Consider the following 21823-nt stretch of genomic DNA (forward strand, 5'->3'; position numbering starts at 1 on the left):
TCAGCAGATCAACTTTTTAGAATCAACAGTTTCATTATGCCCAGTCCCAAAATCTTAGCCAAATCTTTTGACTATCATGGAGTTTACCCCTGCCCAGTCTGTCGGATAGGTAAGATTTCTCACATGCCATTGATGGAAGCGATGGCTTGTGACTTTTGCCAAGAGATTTTTACGGTGAATCTAGAACTACAGCAAATCAAGATGCCTTCTAGGCAACCACCCTTGGTTTGGCGTTGGAATGGCTTTAGTTGGACAGAAGCCCAGTTAGAAGGGGTGGAATTGGGTTGGGGTTATGGACTAGCTGCTATAGCTTTTGTAGTCCTTCCTACTACTCTCATTGGCATAGTAGCTTATTATTTTCCTCCTAATATCAACGAGCCGATTACGTGGATGCCATATATTTGGACAATATTAACTTTCCTGTCACATTTATCAATTATTGTTTGGATTTTTATTGAAGTTTATCAAATTCCAGTTGCTGCATATTTGAGAGCGATCGCTCGATGGAGAAATGGGGAGATGGGGAGATGAGGGGGATGGGGAGATGGGGGGATGGGGAGACTTGTACTGAGCGGAGCCGAAGTATGGGGGAGACGCGGGGACGCGGGGACTCGGAGAATAACCAATCCCCATGCCCCATGCCCCATGCTCCATGCCCAATGCCCAATGCCCAAATAATAAAACATGCAGCCGATAGACCGCTGCATAACTCATAATTAAGTTGATTGTGTACCAAAATGACGTATGAGCGATCTGGAGCGGTACTATAGAATTTTGGAGTTAGAGCCTGGGGCAACGCTTGAGGAAGTGAACCAGGCTTATAAAGATTTAGTCTTTGTTTGGCATCCGGATCGCATTCCGAAGGAAAATCTCCGCTTACAACAAAAGGCACAGGATAAGCTCAAAGCAATTAATGAAGCTCGTGAAAAATTGCGCTCTGTAAAAACCAAGCATCAAAGCACACAGAAGCCATCGCCATCACCGTTTCATTATGAAACAACATCTCAAATTAAGCAGCCACCGTCAAAGCACAATCCAGATTTGAGTGGTAAAGACTATAGTCGAGCAAATTTGAGCAATAAAGACTTATCTGGCAGAAATCTCAGTTATGCCAACTTGAGCGGTGCTAATCTCAGCGATACTTTTATGCACAAAGTTAATCTCAGAGGAGCGAATTTATCTGAAGCTAATTTGTTTCGAGCCAACTTACTTTTAGCGGATCTCAGGGAAGCAAATTTACGTGCTGCTAATTTAATTGGTGCGGATCTTAGTGGAGCCGATTTACGGGGAGCCGATTTAACTGGAGCGCGAATTCGTTCTGGTGAAAGGCTTCTGGTTAAACTAATTGGTGCTAATTTAGCTGGAGCAATTATGCCTGATGGTGCGATTCATCAGTGATAGGGCAATATGCTTGGGTTAAGAAAGTTTGTTTGTGGAGGTAAGGGAACAGGGAATGGGGAATAGGGAATAGGGGAAGAAAAAACAGGTTTATCTTAACTGTATTGAGTGATGGCAAAGACGCAAAAACGTTCGCTAAATCAAGATTCATCCAAGCTATTTTCAATCCAAAATCTAAAATCCAAAATCCAAAATTGTATTACTCGCGCAGTGCGTAACCTACGCCACGTACTGTGTGAATTAGGCGTTTTTCCTTATTTTCTTCTAATTTCAGGCGTAGATAACGAATATAGACTTCGATAATATTAGAATCACCCATGAAGTCGTAACCCCAAACTTTTTCAAGAATTTGGTCTCTGGTAAATACTTGACGGGGATGTGAAAGCAAATATTCTAATAAATCAAATTCTTTTGCTGTTAATTCAATGCTTCTTTTACCACGAAATACTTGACGAGTGCGGCGATTTAAGCTTAAGTCTTCAAACTGTAATAAGTCTTCGTCGGTTTCTTGAGTACGGCGTAAATGAGCGCGGATTCTTGCTAGTAGTTCTTCTATACTGAAGGGTTTGACTACATAATCATCGGCTCCTGCATCTAATCCGGCGACGCGATCGCTAACTTCATCTTTTGCTGTCAATAAAATTACTGGTACTGTGTTACCTGTGGCTCGCAAACGACGGCAAATTTCCACACCTGAGAGTCCTGGTAACATCCAATCAAGGACGGCTAAATCTGGCGACGACTCCCGCGCCAAAGTCAATCCAGTAATTCCATCATGGGCTATGCTAACTTTGTATCCTTCACTACTCAGTTCTAATTCCACAAATCGTGCTAGTTTGACTTCATCTTCGACTAAAAGAATGTGTGCTGTCATTTTTTACTCCTAAATAAATGATTTCAAAATAAAGATGTTAAATTGACCTAGCTGTAATATATTTGATACCAAAATTTATATATCGTTCGCACTTTAATATGTATGAGCGTCAGAAAAATGAGTTTTTGCTGAATAAAGTGATAATTTTTGCTGAAAAACTGTAAAACCTGATTTTGCAAGCTTTTTTGTACCGTCTCAATTAAAATATTTTTCTCATAAAATTAACCTGGAAATCTCAGAATACTTTAATTAATGCATCAGCTAAAACTCAGTGTGATGTTGGAATCTAATCATTAAGAAGTTTAGTTGATACAAAAGCGAGGATTCGATAATGAAAGGTTTAATTTTTGGTAGTTTATCTGCTTTAATACTCACTACATCTACTGCGGCTATGGCTACACCTGTAAAGTATCAACAATCAAATTCTGATACACATACAGTTTCTCAAATTGCATTGAAGGTAAAGGTTCCTCATATCACTAATTCTGGTGTCAGAAATGATACTCATTTTATTAGAGTAGCAGTAGTTGGTATGTCTTTACAAGATTTAATGATTTCCCTACCAAGCCAGATGGAAAGCTTTAATAAAGTTAGAATTGTAAACCAGTCTGGACAAGAAATTGCAGCTAAAACAGAGATTAGTAAAGAACGTGTGTCAATCACTTTTGACCAGCCTGTAAATTCTGGTGGTTCTGTGGAAGTACAATTTACTGGCGTACAAAGAAGAATTCCACTTGAAAAAATCTTACTCTATGGAGTAACTGCAAAAAGAGTTGGATTAAACGGAGATATTCCTATTGGAACAGCCAGAATTGATATTCCTGATAAAGGTTAGAAGTGAGAATTCAGGAGTCAGAATTCAGAATTCAGGAGTCAGAATTCAGGAGTCAGGAGTCAGGAGTCAGAATTCAGGAGTCAGGAGTCAGGAGTCAGAAGTCATATATTTTAAGTGCGGACTTTGTTAGTCAAATCCGCACTTTTACATATAGAATAGCGTGCAAGTTAATAAAGAATATCTTTTCAAATTAAAAAACAGATACAAACCAATACGCTTAAATTAAAGGCTAATTATACAAAATCGTGGGTTTACAAGACGCGATAAATCGCCATTGTTACAAGTGTTTTGGTCTTATTTTAACTGTTTTGAAATATAAACTAATACACTTTACTGAAAACTTTGTTCTGACTTCTGAATTCTGACTTCTGAATTCTGACTTCTATTTAATTAAATTGGTAAAGTAATTGTAAAAATACTCCCTTCTCCTAATTTGGATTGTACGCTGACATTACCACCCATACCTTCTACAAGTGTCTTGACGATTGATAAACCTAAACCAGAACCTCCAGTAGTATGAGAGCGAGATTCATCTACGCGGTAAAATCTTTCAAAAATACGTGCTTGATGTTGTAGAGGAATTCCATAACCGTTGTCACAAACTTGAATAATTACTTTACCTGGAAGTTGGTCTAATTTAAAAATTATAGGCGTACCAGCTTCCGAATATTTTACAGCATTATCAATTAAATTCAGTAATACTTGTTTGAGACGACTGTAGTCTACTTTTGCTTCAATTGGATAAATTGTAGACTCAATATTAATTTGGCGATCGCTATATTTTTCTGCCATCACTACAATTTCTTCAACTAAGTCATTTAAAATATAAGATTTCATTTGAAAATGTAGGTGACCACTATCTGCTCTTGCTAAATCAAGTAAATCTTGTAGCAGGCGAATAGTACGTTCGGCTTCTGATGCAGCAGTTTCTAAAGCTTCTTGTTGAGTTTGAGTTAAGTTATTTTGCCGCCGTAAAACGCTTTGTAAGTAACCGTGTACAATTGTCAAAGGTGTACGTAATTCGTGAGAAACATTACTGACAAATTCTTTTTCTTGCTCCCACGATTGCGAAAGACGCGACAGTAACATAGTTAAAGTTTGAGCTAATTCTTTAACTTCGCTTGGTGCATTATCGAGATATAATTGTGGTTCTCCTAAATCTTCTGGGGAAATCACAGCAGCCATTTGATTTAGCTGACGCAAAGGCTGTAGGGAATGCTTAATATAAATGGCGATCGCAACTGTTAAAATAATAATTGCAAACACACTAATCATCACTAAACTCCGTACCATCGCCACTAACATTTTCTGTTCGCGGGTAATATCTTTAGCTATAAATAAATTCCCCAGTAACCTACCCTGCACTTCTATAGAACTACCACATAAAATAAAATAATTTTGATTAATTTGATAAACTTGTGCTTTAATTGGCATTTTCGTTAAAGACATTAACTCCGATACCAGAGAATTAGATAATAAAGTTAAAGTACTAGATTGTACCAAAATTTGATTTTCCGAATTTTTTACCCATAATAATGTATTGTGATTCGTTAAGTTATTGATAGCCTTCTGTAACCCGGTTTCAGGTTGCATCATTTCACTATAAATTTGTACATCTCGCGGTAAACGTTTAGCTACTTGTTCTATATTATGTTTATGATTATCAATTAAAACTTCTTGGGTTTTCCAACTCGTCCATGTAGCCACACCACCTAATACTAAAGCCGAAAAGCCAGCTATACCAAACGTTAGGCGTAACTGTAATGAAAATGGGTCTAGATTTAGCCAATTTTTTTTTATTTGCTTCACTGTTTTAATATTTTGAAAAATAAAATTGTGAGTAGAGAATAGCGTATATTAAGTTTTAATTTTTAGCTAAGTAAAACGACTTGAAAAAACCAAACTATGTGAAGTAATCTAAAAAGCTTGGTCTAAATAGTTCGTAGTAAGGACTTTAGTCCTTATTAAAGGACTGAAGTCCTTATTACAAACCTTTAATTATTTACACCATTCTACTTATGGCTAACCTACAAAAATTAGTTATTGCCAAAATTTTGCTGTCTTTTATTGTACTTTTATTTCAATTTTGATAGTCTCTCTAATTATAATTTATATGTAATTCATCTCAATTAAATTAATTTTGTCTGAGAATTACCTGAAAATTTTTTAAATACACGATTTCCGCAAAAATCAGGTAATTTCGTGATTACGAGAGATAGCGTAGTCATCCCCCCTGACGCTATGATTGCTTTCCTACGCTTTGTTTTGCTTGCAATGACAATATTGACAGTGCGTAAGTCTTCAAATCAACTGAACTTTTTTAAAGACAATAACCCTGGTGATTAAACAAACCAGGGTTATGAACGATTGTTTTGTGAATAAAAACTGAATTTTAGTAAGATATTTTTACCTGAGAACATTTTGTTTGCTGGGCTTGAATTTTCTGTTGAATCCCTGGTGGTAAGCCAGGTTTAATTTTGGTATAAAGACGAGCAAATTCCCGCACATAATGAGCAGCAACAATTGGATTTTCAATGACTAAAAGTGTCTCGTCGTTACCGTTATTGGCTGCATCAGACCAATTATGAGAACCTGTAATTACTGTTCGATTATCAATAACGGAAAACTTATGATGTAATAAATCTCCTTTTGGTAATGTAGGTACGCCTACAGTGGTAATTGGATTTTTCCAAGGATGATTGTCAAGTTCATATTTACATTTATTACTGAGAGCAACTCCCATCATATCTAATGCTTCGCTATAAGGACGATAAGCAAATTGTGGCTCAATTAAAGCTCGAATTTGGACATTTTGTTGATGTCGATTTTCCAAGATATTAGCTAGACGCTGTTCGGAAAAGACAAATAAAGCCAAATCAATAGATTTTGTTGCTGAATCTAAAGTTTTGCCAATTAAACCATTACTACTATGACTCCAAGGTTGAGTAGGAGAAGTAGGAGAAAACTGCACAGTAATTTTGGTTTGATTTAATGTGATTTGTTGGGGTAAGCGTTGTGGTTTTTTAAGGCCAAATCGACTATCTGGCTTACCTCCTGGGCCGTCGCCCCACATAATGTTAAACTCTTGTGTAAATAAAGATGCTAATTCTGGGCTATCAATTTGCAATAAATTATTGGCATTCCCTAAACTGCTAGGATTTGTATAATCACCAAAAGTATCGCTCAAGGTGAAATTGGCGGAAGTAATAATTACAATGCGATTATCTACAATTACAAACTTATGGTGCATTAAACTACTACCAGCTGAACCATCTGCTTTATCGTCCAGCCAGGGAATGTTTGCATTTTGTAAAATTATTAAAGCATCTCTTTGATTTATTTCTGCGGGAGTTAGTTGATTGTCGTGGTTAATATCGATGAATTGATAAAATTCTTGATAGCGTTCTCGCTCTCTTTTATCTAATTTACTTACTTCTTCTGGTGTAAAACTACTCCAAGGTCGGCTATAGGTATTTTCTAAAATTAACCTGACTTTAACTCCAGCTTTTTGTCTATCAACCAATGCCTGGGCGATTTTAGGTAAACGTAATTCTTGCACAGCTACATCTATTGTAGATTTAGCTTGAGAAATAGCATCAACAATTTGTTTTTCTAAGTCATCTCCCAACCGAGTTTGCTGGCGGTAAGCTTCTTGATATTCTGAAGCTTGAGAATGGTTAAAGTAAACTTTAACTAAGGGATCTTGTGGTAAAGCTGCTAGAAGTTTATTAGATGACTGGACTCGTTGACAACCGGCGAGGGCAAATATCGGTAAAAAGATATATAAAAAAAACCTTTGTCTAGATAAAAGTTGCACTGTAATCTGTTAAAAGTGGATTGAGAGGGGACATGTTTATCATTCCCAAAATTTGGGGTTATGAGATGAAGTAAAAAAATAGCTTTCCCAGGCAAGAAAAACTCACTCGAACATCCAAAATTACAGAGATTTTCTCAGATTTGCTAAAAAAATCAGCAGCCTATTGCCAGCGTGTGTTCTCATCATTATCGGTTATATGCAAATTTATCTAGATTACAGTGCGACTACTCCCACTCGCAAAGAAGCGATCGCAGTTATGCAAACAATCCTCACTCAACAGTGGGGGAATCCTTCTAGCTTACATGAGTGGGGAAAACGGGCTGCAACGGTTGTGGAACAAGCCAGAATCCAAGTTGCTTGCTTAATTAACGCCGCCACTCCAGAATCGATTGTTTTTACCTCTGGGGGTACTGAAGCAAATAATCTAGCAATTATGGGTGTGGCTCGCTTGTATACTGTTCCGCGACATATAATTATCTCCAGTGTCGAGCATTCTGCAATTTCTGAGACAGCGCGATTGTTGGAAATATGGGGTTGGGAAGTTACACGCTTAGATGTAGATACCAAAGGTAAAGTCAACCCCTTGGACTTAAAGGCGGCATTGCGACATAATACAGTGTTGGTTTCCATAATTTACGGTCAAAGTGAAGTTGGCACTGTACAACCAATTGCAGAATTGGGAAAAATTGCGCGATCGCATGGTGCTTTGTTTCATACAGATGCAGTGCAAGCTGCGGGACGTTTAGGCATAGATGTACAAGAACTTCCAGTAGATTTACTTAGCCTTGCCAGTCATAAAATCTATGGCCCCCAAGGTGTAGGCGCGCTGTATGTCCGTCCTGGCGTAGAATTGATGCCTTTATTATGTGGTGGCGGGCAAGAAATGGGATTGCGTTCTGGTACACAAGCAGTACCGATAATTGCCGGCTTTGGTGTTGCAGCTGAATTAATAGCAGAGGAATTACCAAAAGAAACACCACGGTTGATTCAGCTACGCGATCGCGCCTTTGACCAATTAGCTGAAATTCCTGGTTTAATTCCTACAGGGGATACCTGCGATCGTTTACCTCATCATGTGAGTCTGTGCTTAGAATACGCCGATGGCGAAAAACTCAGCGGTAAAACCTTAGTAAAACAGCTAAATCTTGCAGGTATTGGTATTAGTGCCGGTGCTGCTTGTCATAGTGGAAAACTCAGCCCAAGTCCCATATTGTTAGCAATGGGTTATTCCGAAAAAGCCGCCTTGGGCGGAATTCGCATCACATTAGGGCGTGATACCACCGAAGCCGACATTGATTGGACAACAATGGTATTAAAGCAAGTTTTAAAGAGACTAACCCCAGATTTATCTATTATCAAGCGTTGAGTTTTCTAACTAAAATTTCAGGCGTTGTTGAGAGACTATTTATTCTGATTCTCTTTATAGAGAAGGAGATTGGATTTCGGTTTCAGGATTGCAGGGTTTTGTACAGGTAATGAATATTGGATTTAGAACTACAACCTTGCATGTCTACCAATGGGGTTCCATTGTCAAAATGCCCAACTCTAGGATGATTACCGGAATTGTAGAAAATTGGTCACAAAATCCTGGTGAAGAATTAAAGTGGGGTATTAGTTTAACTCTCAAAATTGATAATATTTCTGCCCAACAAACTGCCAAAATTTGCAATGCTATTCGCGAAACACCTTCGTATATTCAGGGATTATCGCAAGAGATAATTGTCCGTTTTTCCAGAATTGAAAATAATGCTCGTGTCATTAACATTGTTGCCTTTGTTAATGATGATAAGCTTTATTATGATGCTGAGAAAAATTTGAATTTAGCTATCTTAGAAATCTTAGAAAAAGAAAGTATTGATTTCTTGTACGTGGATCTCCGAACCGATCCAGAAAAATATAAACAGAATCAGCTAGCAGCTAATAACTAATTTCATACCAAAAAAAGCTGTGAATGATGGTGGCTAGTAGTCTACCAACCCAAAAATGTTAGGTGGAGGTTGGGTAAAGGTTAAAGGCAAAAGGGGAAGGATAAAAAATATGAGTCCCTTTTCCCTTTCCCCCTTCCCCTTTAACCGAACTGTATTGGGGGTGGGGTGACGCGGATGGTGATGGTAAGCGAGAAAATTTCAAATCCTGCTTTAGCAAGGGTTTCACATTGCGTTTGTGTTGGTGCTAACGAAAATCACAGCCAATGCTGGAACAATAGAAGTAATGCTAAACCAACGATAATAAATCATGAGTGAACTTCCCAATAGTCTTGAAGATGCGATCGCCCAATCTCAGACAGCTGTCCAAGCCGCCCTTGCCGATGGTTGTAATCGCCTACAAGTTGATTTCCTGTTCCCAGAACTGAAACTCATGCCCGTGGCAGAACAATTTGTGCCGTTGTTTGCTGAATACGATTCTCGCTTGAAGATTTTCTTTGCTGATGCTGGGGCTGCGGCCTTAGCCCGCCGCGATTGGGCTGATGCACCATTTCAAATTTTGGATATCGGGACGGGGAGGGCTGCTTCGTTGCAAACAAAAATCCAGCCAGAGGATGAAATTTTCTTATTTATCTCTCCCACTTCCGTAGAAGTACCACAGTTAGAAAAGTTATGTGACGAAATTGGCGATCGCCCTTTAGTATTTTTAAATCCCCGCCTTGAAGATTCGGGAACTGTGGGTATTGGTTACGCAGCTAGAAAAATCCGCGATCGCTTCATTAATACCATTGAATCCGCCTATTACCTGCGGCCGATAGACGATCAAACCGCTTTATATCGCTGCTACCCAGGACAGTGGGAAATTTGGGTAGAAAACGGTGGTGAATATCAAAAAATTGCCGAATTACCCACAAAACCATCGGGGGATGAGTTGGATCTCATCCTGATGAAGGGACAACCCCAAACAACAACCAACGCTATACCAGCAAGAAAGCCGAATGTGTTTAAGAGTTTACAACGGTTTTTAAAAGCTTTGAGTAGTTAGGAAAAAGCAGAGGTAGCAGGAGAAAACTTAATCGCCTGCTGCCTCATTGTCAATTTTCTATTACTATGAAATTTCCTTAACTAGCCGGGAACTCCAAGGACACCAGAAGCCACCTGGTAAAAATGGGCCGCCTGCCTCATCTAAATGGTCTTCGGTGTATTCAATTGAAGCATCACAAACTTCTATCGCCACTTGAAAGAAATTGATAGACGCTGGGTCTAATTGGTAACTCCAACCTGGATTGTATGCGGCTGGTCTTTTTATGATTCTTCCGTATATATGGGTTGTATCTTTTTCTTTTCCACTGAGTATATCCCTCGCTTGTTGAATTTTACTCTCATCAGTAAGTTCCACAACAAATTGACCGCGAGAAGGTGGAGTTTCAAATACAAATCTGGCAGGAGTAGCGGCGTATGATGGTGAACTAAAACCCATAGCAAGGATAGCTACAACAGCCAACACAGTTAGTACTCGACGGATTAATTTTCTTGCGATCGCAATCATAATTTTCCCTATGTAGGTACAAATGTTGCGAGTAAGCTAACACGATCGAGAAAGTTACACAAGGACAGTTAAGACAGTTAAGACAGTTAAGAAAAAATTATTAAAAAAAATCAGAATTGTATGGAAAACTCAGTTTTTGCACGTGGGAAATTTGGGTAAAAAACGGCGGCGATTATCAAAACATTGCCGAATTACCCACAAAACCATCAGGTGATGAATTGGACTCATCCTGATGAAGGGACATGTCCAGTAAATTACTTGTGATATGTCATTGCGAGTGCAACGAAGTGGAACGACGCAATCGCAAGAATTCTGCGATTACTTCACTTCGCTATCGCTACGTACCCTGCGGGAACGCCAAGGGCGAACGTAATGACAAGCATTTAGCCGGACTTGATATTATATGGAAAAGTCTACGGAAAATCTAACTTCCAAACCAAGAATTCAAAGTCTCTCTCCTCGCAGGAGAGAGATTTAGAGAGAGGTTTTCCAGATACCGTGAAAAGTTAGGTTGATTGTTGGCTAGTATTTCCTTCTCAAATAGAAATTTAATGTTGAAAACCCTATACATTGTGCGACATTGCCAAGCAGTTGGTCAGGAACCTGACGCGCCTCTGACATCAGAAGGGTATATTTTGCCAAAATGCTGTCCGAACAATAAGAGTTAGGAATTTTAATATTAACTCCTAACTCCTAACTCCTAACTTTTTTAATTTGCTTGCAACGGCGCATTCAAGATTTTTTCAATGCGATCGCGTGTTTCTAGAATATGCGCTTTGGTATATTCATCATCAGAATTAACATCTTTGAGTTTCTCATCCAACTGTTTGAGTTTATACCATGCCAAAGTGCGAGCATCTTCTGGAACGTATTCTTTTCGCAAGACCATATTGCTTAAAATGTCTAAATACTTTCTCTGCAAGCCTCGCCGCAAGCTAGCAATCTTCATTGGTTTACCTTTTGGTTTGATGACTTCCGTCCAAATACCTGACTGTAATGTGTCAAATAATTCTGGAAGAGTCAATGCATTTTCTGGCTTACTTTTAAGTTCGATATCCTTGAGACGCGAAAGGCGATCGCCAGAGAGTAAATCTCGCAACACAGAACCCTGCAACAATAATACTAAATCGTGAATTGGATAATCCAAGCGACCAACTTGGGGATAACTACCCCAATGTCGCCAACGGGAAGGTGCTAATTTATTCAGTAGTTCTGGGGAAAAGCTGAGGGCATCTTCGGCAAATAGATATTTTTGCAGTGTTTCTAAAGCCTGACGTTGTTGATCTACTGGTACTGGTTCAAATGGTAATCGGCGTTGGCTAACTTCCAAGGGGATTTCGTTGGGGCGGACGCGGTAGAAAGACTGCCCGCCGATGTATTTTGTGGTGTAGTATATTTGCTGAAAATAGTTACCCAATACTGTAGTAAAACGTTCGCTGACATCGCTGTAACTATCTCCATCCACAGGGAAACGTTTATCCAGACGATCCCACATAACACGGGAATTATTCAATTGCCACTGAGAATAAAGTAGCACGTTGCCGCTATTATCCCAGGCATCAGCAGTTGGGTCGAGGTCATACACATCTTCGTCGGTGGAATAACTCAATTCAGGTTTGTAAGATTGTGCAGCAATTTCTTGTAAAACTTGCTTTTCTCCTATTGCATTTGATGTCTGAATTGGTATGTAGCCGTACTTAATCGCCCATTCATCATAAGGCCCCACCATACTAGGAAAGTAATCTCCCTGTTTTGTACCTTGGGGGGCAATGTTTGGGGGAATATAATCCATTACCGAAGTCGTCAAACCTTTAGTTTTGGTAATTTCTGTATTATTCATTTCTTCTGGTGGTAGCAAGGTACTACCACGGAAGTTATGGCGTAAACCAAGGGTATGTCCGACTTCGTGGGCGATGATTAAACGCAAATATTGGTTAATATATTCTTTCACCTGGATTTGATTGGGTGTAGTATCTGGCAGCAGTGACATTGCCAAGGAACCAAAGGCAAATTGATTCGCTGCTTCCATGCCATAACACAAATCGTACTCCCCTGCCATTTTAGATAAATGACGCAAAAACCCTTGACTTTGCTGGGGTACATTCCGATCTTTGGCATTTAAACCATTGGCGCAAAGTAAACGATTTTGCATCAATGCCGTTAAAGTAGTGGTATTTTGTGTATTTTGTACTTCGTTGGGTTGGATAATTTTGCGATATTCATTCTTGAGTGCCCGCACAAAACTAGCATCTACAATAATGTCTGCATCTAAAATTTCTCCGGTCAATGGATTAACACGCGATGGCCCCATTGCAAAGTATCCGTCTACCGTGTTAATCCAGCGAATCGTGTTGTAACGAATATCTGCTGGATCCCAAGTGGCGTCATCTGGCATTTGGCGGGCTTCAATGGCGTCCTTGAATCCGGCTTTGAGGAAGGCTTTGTTCCACATAACGATGCCTTCTTTAATGGCATCGCGGTATTCTAAGGGCACAGCGTTATCAATCCAAAAGACAATAGGTTTTTTGGGACGAGAAATTGCTGCTTTTGGGTCTTCTTTTTCCAAGTTCCAGCGGTTGATGTAACGCACAAAAGAATCGCCGCGATCGTCTTTGGATAAATCTTGGTAAGCGGTGATAAAATAGCCGATGCGATCGTCGGCAATGCGGGGGCGATAATTATTATCGGCAAGTTGAGAGAGGCTGTAGTGGATGCGTAACGTAAAACCACGGTTATCAGCTAGTGAGGCAAAGCTTGGCACTTCACTGTCTTTACCACTACCACCGGAGAAATTTAACACAGATTCAACTTCTATGTTTTGGGGAAAAGCTTTAGAATTACCGAAATATGACTGGTCTGTGGTTCCTGGAACTCCTAAACTTGAAGATAATCCCGCTAAGTCTGTGAGTAACAAATCCCCCAGGTCAATGAGAATGGTTTTGCGTTGCGGATGAATGCTTTTAATAGAAATATTATAGAGAACAGAGTCACTAAAGGAACGGGCAAGCGATCGCGCCTGCGGATCTCCCTCACGAGTCCGGAAATTGACATTGCGAATCACAAATTGTAAATTATTATCCACTTGCCGGAAATAAAACAAAAAATCTTGCAAAGGCATCCCGCTGTAAATACCCCGTTCGCCAATGCCCGATTCCAAGGTTGCCGCAGCCAGAAAATTTTTATTTAGTTGCTCTGGTTTAATTTCTAAATAAATTTTATTCTTTTCTTTATTTTGATAAAGGGTAAACAATCCTCCCTGCTTCACAGTATCTTTGATTACTTCATCAAAGGCTTGTAAATCATCCTTTGCTTCTGGTTTAGTACTAGAATTCGGTTTGGAATTCGGTTTTTGTGATGGTTTGATAACTTGTAAAAATGGTTGCTGTGTTATTTTTTTTAGGTCTTTTACTACCCACATAAAGGGTTGAGGCTCTACCTGTTGATGTTGATTAACTACCCAAACTTGCCCTGCTGCTAGTCTCTGTTGGGGACGGCTATTGCTATTTTTTAGTGATAAGCTTGAGTTTTTGTTGGAAAAAGTTTCGGTCTTTGAAGGGTGATGAGACTTTTGTTTACTTGTTAATACTGTCTGATGTTCGCTAGATAACTCCGAATTTACTTTATTCACAGCCAATGACTTGGCATTAGTCGTTACTATTCCTAAAAACAAACCTTGTAACAAAATCACATAAAAGCCAAATCTGGTCATTGCATTCATCCCCAATAACTATCTTTCGTTAAGTTTTAACTTTTGCAAAGGTACGCAGCCCTTGTGGTGTTGATTCAATACCTGCTTTATATCCAGCAGCAAAGTTTGACTTCAATTTTAATTGTCATTTTTTCGATTTTTTGTGTTGTTTTGCAGTAGTATTTTTCCTAATAATTGCGTCTCTCACAAAGAGTAAGTATTATTTTTACATCACACCAGTAAATATCGTGGGAAAAAAATATAACGAATTTGTCAAGACCGCAAAATTATGTGATTTTTGAAATAATTTTTCACTTGACAATTTATTGACATTAACAGTATCAGTTTTAGGCTGAAAACGCCTTCTAGCAGTACCTATGACAAGTCACACTACAAATTTAGAAAGCATATAATAGTAAATATTTATACGAGTATCTTCATCATGGGAACAAAACTAACTTAGTTCAGGATTATCGCAACAATTACTTTAAATGTATCAACGGACACAGAAATGTCAACATATTTATCTCAAGTCTGGAAACTGCTGATAAATTATGTGAGGGGTACAAGGTTACAACAGATGTCAAAAACTGCATCTTTGGAAACCGAAGCAGTTTTGCCTCTAAGAAAAAATATTAAAGAACCAGACGAAAGCCTTAAATTTGTTCAAGATTATTTGCCTGAATATTTATTGTGTGAAAAACTGCAAAAAAGTATCCAAAAATGGACATTAACAGGGAAAACTGAGAACTCTAACATAGACGAAAAGATATTGAGTAGGCAACCTGCTGGGTTATGCTTTGCAGTTAGCGATCGCCAACTACATGAAGAGATTTACAATTTACTGGGTGAAGCGGCGCTGAAACCCGAAATAGTCAACCAACTAATGGAATTGGTGGTTACAGATCGAAAAATCAACCCAGAACTACTTTTTTGGCGGTTAGAAGATTTTTATCGTCGTTGGTGTCAGGGAGAATTTATTGATGCCACACCAGAGGATAACCTACCTCAGAAAAAAATGTTACAGTTGGCAGCAAAAAATGTGGCGATCGGACTCAGACAGGTAGATGTATATACAGGGCTAAACGTCCTGATTTTACTACTAGAGTTACACCGCTACGCCCAAGAACAAGACCGACTCAAACAAAAAATTATTTTTTATCCTTCAGCTCAACCAGACACAGATAATTTTTTCACATCCGAACTACTGCGAATTGTTAACTACAGCGATGCCCTAGCAATTGGGAACTTTAGCACCATAATCGGGCAATTTCTCAAAAGTGGTAACTTTATCGGTGCTTACCTCGGCGATGCTAACCTCACCGGGGTAGACTTTAGCAACGCCAACCTCAGCCGTGCTTACCTTGGGGATGCCAACTTAACAGGAGTCAACTTTTGCGGTGCTAACCTGACCGCAGCAAACCTTGGCGATGCCAACCTCAGCGCAGCCAACCTCAGTGGTGCTAACCTCAGTGGTGCCGACCTCAGCAGCGCCAACCTCAGCGGTGCTAACCTCAGCGGTGCTAACCTCAGCGGTGCTAACCTCAGCCGCGCTGACCTTAGTAGTGCTAACCTCACTCGTGCCAACTTGAAAAGCGCCGACCTCAACCGCGCCGACCTCAGCAGTACCAACCTCAACTGTACTGACTTTAGTAACGCCATCCTTTTCGGTGCTAATTTGAGTGACGCCAACCTCAGCAGCGCCAACCTCAGCCATGCTGACCTTTGCCGTGGCGACCTCAGCGGTGCTGACTTGAGTCACGCCATCCTTAACGGTACGAACCTCAGCGACACAATTCTTTTCAGTACCAATCTGAAGGGCGCTATCCTCGTCGCCGCCGACCTCAGTTATGCCAAACTCAACGGCGCTAAGCTGAACAACGCCAGACTCGACGGTGCAATGTTCTTAGGTGCAGACCTCAGCAGCACAGACCTGAGTCGAGTCACTCTTAACGAAGCCGACCTCAGCGGTGTAATTCTCAACGACGCCGACCTCAGTGGTGCAGACCTCACCGACGCCATACTTTTTGGCACAGACCTCAGCTATGCCAACCTAAATAATGCCAACCTCAGCGGCAGTAACCTCAGTGGTGCGATGCTCAATGGTGCAAATCTGAGCCATAGTAATCTCAGTAGCGCCATTCTTGGAGGTGCTGACCTCAGCGACGCCAACATGGAACAAATGACCTGGGGTCAAAAGCAGCAGTGGGAAAGTGTACGGGGATTAGACACAGCAGTTAATGTGCCAGAGGCGTTGAAGGAAGAGTTGGGGTTGAAGTGAGGTGAGGGAAAGAGGAAGGGGGAAGGGGGAAAGGGGAARGGGGAAAGGGGAAGGGGAAAGGTTTCAAACACATCCAAATCCCCTTAACCCTTGATTTTTTCCCAGACTACAAGGGAAGTTTATACTGCTTGTCCGAACCGTATTGGGGACACGGGGAAATTTTTAGTCTTTGCGTTATTTGTAGTTGGTTATTCTCGTAGAAGAATTTTCAAGTTCAGAACACAAGTGTTTTGGTTGACAACACAACTACTTTGGTTAACAACACAAGTGCTTTGGTTAATAACACAAGTATTTTGGTCAACAACACAAGTATTTTGGTCAACAACACAAGTGTTTTGGTTCACAACACAAGTATTTTGGTCAACAACACAAGTATTTTGGTTCACAACACAAGTGTTTTGGTTCACAATACCAAATTAATAGGATAATGCGATCGCTATTTCTCTTCCTCTGTGTCCTCTGCGCCTCGGCGGTTCGTCATTCTTAATACACCCCATCAACCCTAAACTTTAGACTAGACTTTAAATACCAGTAATTATACGAATCCAAGCGAATGAAAAAGCGCTTATCACAAATATGGCAGCAGTTGAGGACATCCTTTTCGGTAGGAGAGACTGTAAACACCACAGTTGAAACTGGCCAAGCAGTTTTAGAAGCCGCAAAAACCCTTCAAGAACAAGGTGCCAGCATAGAACTCTTAAAACCTCTCCTGCAAAACTCATCCTCACTGCTAGATGTGTTGTGTTCGCCCTTAGCACAGGTGGTAGGTGCGGGTTTGCCATTCGTACCGCTAGGAATTGCCTTGCTGAAGTTTTCCCGCGACATAACTCAACAAGATCCTTCTTTAGCAGATTGTGTATTTATACTTAGTAAAGTAGCTTATTTAGAAAGTACCAAAGAAATTTTATCCTTATATTCATCTATTCAATTGAATGATGACACCAATATTAATCAAGCACTAACCAAACAACTACAAAAACTCAACGATATTGAATTAGATTATAAAAGTGCAAGCAAAGCTGTAACCTGTTTCCATGAATCAGAATTAGCCATAGCATTTAATGAAGTATTATTTGCACGATTAGAAGCAGCAAACATTCCCAACAATAATATTAATATTTTGACTCAAAGAGTAGCTTGGAATACTCATCGCTACATAATTCAAGCCTGGATAGAATCAGGTGATGCTATTAAAAATATAATTCAGCCTTCTTTTGGAGACTGGCAGAAAGAACAGCAAAAGTTCTCTAGCATTGATGAATACCTAAAAATTCATATTGCTAGCAAGCCATTAGAGCAAGTTTTTGACGAGAGTTTCTCATTTAAAGATATTTATGTACCTTTAAAAATCAAACCTGTAAATACAAATGGTGAAATAGATAAAAAAGCAGACTTTTTAGATTTAGAAACATGGGCTAAGGAAATTCTTCTAAATCCAAGTAAGCTAGAACAAGTGATGTTTGTTCAAGGAGGCCCAGGAAGAGGTAAAAGTGTCTTTTGTCGGATGTTTTCTGATTGGGTGCGGCAGCATTTACATCCAATTTGGACACCGATTTTAATTCGGTTACGAGATTTAGACTCCTTCGAGCAGCGTTTAGAAAACACTTTACAAGCAGAACTGAAAATTAGTTTTATTCAAAACGATAAAAATTGGTTAACAAATAAAAACACCCGTTTCTTGTTTATCCTTGATGGGTTTGATGAATTGCATATTGAGGCTAGAACCAACCTCAACCTAGAAGCATTTATCAAACAAGTATCTGGATTTCAGCAGGAGTGTAAAAATTACCAGGAAATGAGACATCGAGTATTAATTACTGGTAGGTCGATGTCTTTACAAGGTATTCCTCACTTGCCTCGTAATTTAGAGCGAGTGGAAATTGTCGAAATGGATGGACAACTCCAACAAAAATGGTTAGATAAATGGGAAGAATTACCAGCCAATAAAGGAAAAACCGCAGCCTTTGGACAGTTTTTACAAAGTGATAAATGTCCATCTGAGGTGAAAAACTTAGCCCAAGAGCCGCTGTTACTTTATTTGTTAGCAGCAATGTATCGAGATGGGAAATTGGCAATTGATAAATTAGAGCAAGCGAATCAACGCACAGCCAAAATTATAATTTACCAGGAGGCTTTAAACTGGGTACTGACGAAACAGCGTTCCGAAGCGGATGGCACTAATTTAAATACTGAGTTAACCCAACAGAAACCCGAAGATTTAAAACGTATTCTTACAGAAGCGGCTGTTTGTGTTGTGCAGTCGGGAGGCGAATTCGCTTCTATGTCAATGTTAGAAGCACGTTTACAAGATGACGAAACAGCAAAAGCTCTCATTGAAAAAGCTAAAGAAAAACTGGGTAACGAAGCTCTCAAAACAGCTTTAGCTGCTTTTTACATTCGTCCTGCTGATAAACAAGAAGGTGGGGTTGAGTTTTTTCATAAGAGTTTTGGCGAATTTCTCTTTGCTGAACGCTTGAAAACACGCCTGAAAGCTTGGACGCAATACTACGAAGCTGAAGACGGAAGACAACTAGTTATTCCTGAAGCCCAAATGAATTGGCAAATTTATGATTTATTGGGTTTTGGTAGACTCACACCAGAAATTATGGAATATTTGATGGGGTTGCTGACTGAAAATCAAAGTTTTCCTTGGGAACAGTTATTTAAACGCTTAGAAAAGTTTTATGGTAACTGGTGTAAGGGAAAATTTATTGACTCTGCTGAAGAGACTTTGCCTCAAAAAAAGCTGCGACAGTTGCAAAAGTATGGAATTCAAGAGCTAGGTCAGCGCCAGATAGATATTTATGCAGGGTTGAATGTGATGGTTTTGCTTTTGGAGTTGAACCGCTATGCTCAAGAACGAGATGATCTGAAAAAAGAAATTATCTTCTATCTGTCTGGTCAACCACAAAAAAATTCTTTGACATACCAACTGGTTCGCATCATTAACTACAGTGATTGCATTCAGTTGGGAACTTTTAATAGTGTAGTTGGGCAATTCCTCAGGGGCGCAGACCTCAGCCGCCCAGACCTCAGGGGTGCAAACCTCAGCCGCGCAGACCTCAACGACGCAGACCTCAACGACGCAGACCTCAGGGGCGCAGACCTCAGTGCCGCAGACCTCAGTGCCGCAGACCTCAGTGCCGCAGACCTCAGGGGCGYAGACCTCAGCCGCGCAGACCTCAGTGGCGCAGACCTCAGTGGCGCAGACCTCAGCGGTGCAGACCTCAGGAGCGCAAACCTCATCAGCGCAGACCTCAGAGGCGCAGATCTCAGCGGCGCAGATCTTAGCGGCACAGACCTCAGGGGCGCAGATCTCAGCGGCACAGACCTCAGGGGCGCAGACCTCAGCGGTGCAGACCTCAGCGGTGCAGACCTCAGCGGCGCATACCTCAGCGGCACAGATTTCAGCGATAAAGTTTTTGGAGATATCCGCTGGGATGAAAATACAAAATGGGATTATGTCAAAGGGCTGGATACAGCAGGGAATGTGCCAGAAGCCTTAAAACAACAGTTGGGGTTGAGTTTAGAAGAAGTATGAGGAAAGGAGTAGGAGAAAATTATTCATTACGATTCTTGTTTGTATGCAACACACTGTAGGGACGCACAGCTGTGCGCCCCTACGAATCGGTGTATTTTACTCAATTGATAAAATTTCACCGTCATCATTCGAGTTGCAAACTCGATTTTTCTACTTCCAATGCCAAAAGATGGGCATCTTCCCTTGAACAATCACCAATACTACCTCAAAGCTGGTTCTGAGAATGCTAACTGCACAACAGAGGGCTATGTCCCGCTTGCTAGAGTGTGAGTCGTTCACGTAAAATATAGTGCCATTGTTCCGGCAGTTCTCATGATATCATCTGCGTCGTTCGACACGTTAGAGTCTTTACAGGCGGATATCGCTGAATTAATCGTTCGTCTACCGACATTAAAAAATCGGCAATTTATTCAGCAAGCACTTGCTACTATTGTTCGCCTTGCTGATACTGAAATTGAGCGCCTTGATTGGAAAATCTTGTCGGCTGCGCTGGCAGATATGGAGCGAGGTTTCCAGCTGTTTTATGATTACCGACATGTTCGTAAAGTCACCATTTTTGGTTCTGCTCGTCTCGCAACAGATACACCAGAATACCAAATGGCGCTGGAGTTTGCTCGCTGTGTAACTAAATTAGGATTTATGGTGATGACCGGTGGCGGCGGCGGAATCATGCAGGCGGGTCACGAAGGTGCAGGACGAGAAAATTCTTTTGGCTTGAATATTCAGTTACCCTTTGAACAGGAAGCCAACCCATTTATAGATGGCGATCCTAAGCTAATTCACTTTAAATATTTCTTTACCCGCAAGCTGTTTCTTTTGAAAGAAAGTGATGCTGTGGCTTTGTTTGCTGGGGGCTTTGGTACTCAAGATGAAGCTTTTGAATGTATGACATTAAGCCAAACTGGTAAATTTGGCCCCGTACCTTTGGTTTTAATTGACCACCCCGGTGGTGATTACTGGCGCTCTTGGAGCGAATATATTGATAAGCAATTGGTTCATAAAGGTCTTGTCAGTCCTGACGATCCCAGCCTTTACACAGTGACAGACAACTTGGATGTGGCTTGTGATGCCATCACCCGTTTTTACCAGGTTTACCATTCTAGCCGCTACGTTGGCGATCGATTAGTCATTCGTCTCAAAACAGATTTATCAGATGCCCAAGTCGAGCAACTGAATACTGAATTTAATGACATTATTATCCAAGGAAGAATTGAAAAAAGTCAAGCTTTACCCCAAGAAGCTCAAGATGAAACTGTTGAATTACCCCGATTGATTTTGTATTTCAATCAACGAGATTTAGGGCGTTTGTATCAGATGATTGCAATAATTAATCAGATGGGTACTCCTTCACTGGAAGATGCAGCACATCCCGAAAGAAAGTAAGATTTATGGGTGGATTTTTCCACCCGTACCCCAATATTTTTGACGCCGTAAAAATAAATACAGGACTTACGCAAGTGTCACAAAAAATAAATTTTTTTTGCTTGTAGTAAGGACTTCAGTCCTTATTAGAGGACTAAAGTCCTTACTACAAACTTAAAATAATATGCCAGTTGCGTAAGTCCTATAAATAAAAAGGTTCAGGATTAAACAATCAAAAGTAAATCTGAATTCTGTTAATGCAGCGGGGCATAGCCCATTCTGAATTCTGACTCCTATTTTATAATCTTACCTCTATATTTATTTGTTTTATTTTAAGTAAATATAGGACTCCTATTTGATTTTTGAACAAGATTCAGTACACATCTATACCCTTCTTTTCTGTTCCCTGTTCCCTATTCCCTGTTCCCTACCTACGCAGATAATTTCAGGAATCAAATCGGATTACTATAGTCATGATTAAATCTAAGATGTCATTGCGAGCGAAGCGAAGCAATCGCAAAGTCTCTGGGATTGCTTCGCTTCGCTCTCTACG

The 21823-nt window shown here is 40.2% G+C and carries 16 protein-coding genes; 11 read left to right on the forward strand and 5 right to left on the reverse strand.

Annotated features, from left to right (window positions below; all coding sequences use genetic code 11):
• Positions 1-36 precede the first annotated feature (36 nt).
• From VF06_RS08655 to VF06_RS08660, 3 genes are read left to right on the forward strand one after another with little or no spacing between them, the layout of a single operon-like run.
• Positions 37-531, forward strand: a complete 495-nt coding sequence (locus tag VF06_RS08655) for a hypothetical protein (protein ID WP_096535370.1) — start codon at positions 37-39, stop codon at positions 529-531.
• A 5-nt stretch (positions 532-536) separates the two neighbouring features.
• Complete coding sequence (locus VF06_RS39040; protein ID WP_143861629.1) at positions 537-716, forward strand: hypothetical protein; 180 nt, start codon at positions 537-539, stop codon at positions 714-716.
• 28 nt (positions 717-744) lie between these two features.
• The gene (locus tag VF06_RS08660; protein ID WP_099069160.1) at positions 745-1398 is read left to right on the forward strand and encodes a pentapeptide repeat-containing protein; all 654 of its coding nucleotides are present in this window, start codon (positions 745-747) and stop codon (positions 1396-1398) included.
• A gap of 199 nt (positions 1399-1597) precedes the next feature.
• On the opposite strand, the gene VF06_RS08665 is transcribed toward VF06_RS08660, so the two are convergent.
• On the reverse strand, positions 1598-2272 hold the full coding sequence (locus tag VF06_RS08665) for a response regulator transcription factor (protein ID WP_099069159.1): 675 nt from the start codon (positions 2270-2272) through the stop codon (positions 1598-1600).
• A gap of 331 nt (positions 2273-2603) precedes the next feature.
• Between VF06_RS08665 and VF06_RS08670 the strand changes: the two genes are divergently transcribed.
• Entirely contained in the window at positions 2604-3107 is a 504-nt protein-coding gene (locus tag VF06_RS08670) for a DUF2808 domain-containing protein (RefSeq protein WP_099069158.1), read from the forward strand.
• A 390-nt stretch (positions 3108-3497) separates the two neighbouring features.
• Here the strand turns inward: VF06_RS08670 and VF06_RS08675 are convergent, their stop codons facing one another.
• Together VF06_RS08675 and VF06_RS08680 are read right to left on the reverse strand one after the other, a co-directional pair.
• Positions 3498-4916, reverse strand: a complete 1419-nt coding sequence (locus VF06_RS08675) for a sensor histidine kinase (protein ID WP_099069157.1) — start codon at positions 4914-4916, stop codon at positions 3498-3500.
• 583 nt (positions 4917-5499) lie between these two features.
• Positions 5500-6924, reverse strand: a complete 1425-nt coding sequence (locus VF06_RS08680; protein WP_099069156.1) for a phospholipase D-like domain-containing protein — start codon at positions 6922-6924, stop codon at positions 5500-5502.
• A gap of 196 nt (positions 6925-7120) precedes the next feature.
• On the opposite strand from VF06_RS08680, the gene VF06_RS08685 reads away from it, so the two are divergent.
• From VF06_RS08685 to VF06_RS08695, 3 genes are all read left to right on the forward strand, one after another.
• On the forward strand, positions 7121-8290 hold the full coding sequence (locus VF06_RS08685; protein WP_099069155.1) for a cysteine desulfurase family protein: 1170 nt from the start codon (positions 7121-7123) through the stop codon (positions 8288-8290).
• A gap of 37 nt (positions 8291-8327) precedes the next feature.
• Complete coding sequence (locus VF06_RS08690; RefSeq protein ID WP_099069154.1) at positions 8328-8852, forward strand: mechanosensitive ion channel domain-containing protein; 525 nt, start codon at positions 8328-8330, stop codon at positions 8850-8852.
• A gap of 307 nt (positions 8853-9159) precedes the next feature.
• A complete protein-coding gene (locus VF06_RS08695) occupies positions 9160-9894 on the forward strand; it encodes a DUF1995 family protein (RefSeq protein WP_099069153.1) in 735 nt (244 codons plus the stop codon).
• 63 nt (positions 9895-9957) lie between these two features.
• Here VF06_RS08695 and VF06_RS08700 read toward each other — a convergent pair whose 3' ends face one another.
• Positions 9958-10398 (reverse strand): BP74-related protein, encoded by a 441-nt coding sequence (locus VF06_RS08700; protein ID WP_218963830.1) that lies wholly within the window; start codon positions 10396-10398, stop codon positions 9958-9960.
• Between the two features lie 242 nt (positions 10399-10640).
• Here VF06_RS08700 and VF06_RS39050 point away from each other — a divergent pair, with 242 nt between their 5' ends.
• Positions 10641-10826: a hypothetical protein gene (locus VF06_RS39050; protein ID WP_143861630.1), complete on the forward strand. Its 186-nt coding sequence runs from the start codon at positions 10641-10643 to the stop codon at positions 10824-10826.
• Between the two features lie 281 nt (positions 10827-11107).
• Here the strand turns inward: VF06_RS39050 and VF06_RS08705 are convergent, their stop codons facing one another.
• The gene (locus tag VF06_RS08705) at positions 11108-14107 is read right to left on the reverse strand and encodes a zinc-dependent metalloprotease (protein WP_099069187.1); all 3000 of its coding nucleotides are present in this window, start codon (positions 14105-14107) and stop codon (positions 11108-11110) included.
• Positions 14108-14597: 490 nt separating this feature from the next.
• On the opposite strand from VF06_RS08705, the gene VF06_RS08710 reads away from it, so the two are divergent.
• The 3 genes from VF06_RS08710 to VF06_RS08725 all read left to right on the forward strand — a co-directional run bounded on the left by VF06_RS08710 (position 14598) and on the right by VF06_RS08725 (position 21291).
• The gene (locus VF06_RS08710) at positions 14598-16367 is read left to right on the forward strand and encodes a pentapeptide repeat-containing protein (protein WP_099069152.1); all 1770 of its coding nucleotides are present in this window, start codon (positions 14598-14600) and stop codon (positions 16365-16367) included.
• A 553-nt stretch (positions 16368-16920) separates the two neighbouring features.
• Entirely contained in the window at positions 16921-19908 is a 2988-nt protein-coding gene (locus VF06_RS08720) for a pentapeptide repeat-containing protein (protein WP_099084271.1), read from the forward strand.
• A 312-nt stretch (positions 19909-20220) separates the two neighbouring features.
• Positions 20221-21291, forward strand: coding sequence for an LOG family protein (locus VF06_RS08725; protein WP_099069149.1), 1071 nt, complete (start codon positions 20221-20223; stop codon positions 21289-21291).
• Positions 21292-21823: the final 532 nt, after the last annotated feature.

It is taken from the genome of Nostoc linckia z4 (assembly GCF_002608075.1).
GTDB classification, from domain to species: domain Bacteria; phylum Cyanobacteriota; class Cyanobacteriia; order Cyanobacteriales; family Nostocaceae; genus Nostoc; species Nostoc linckia.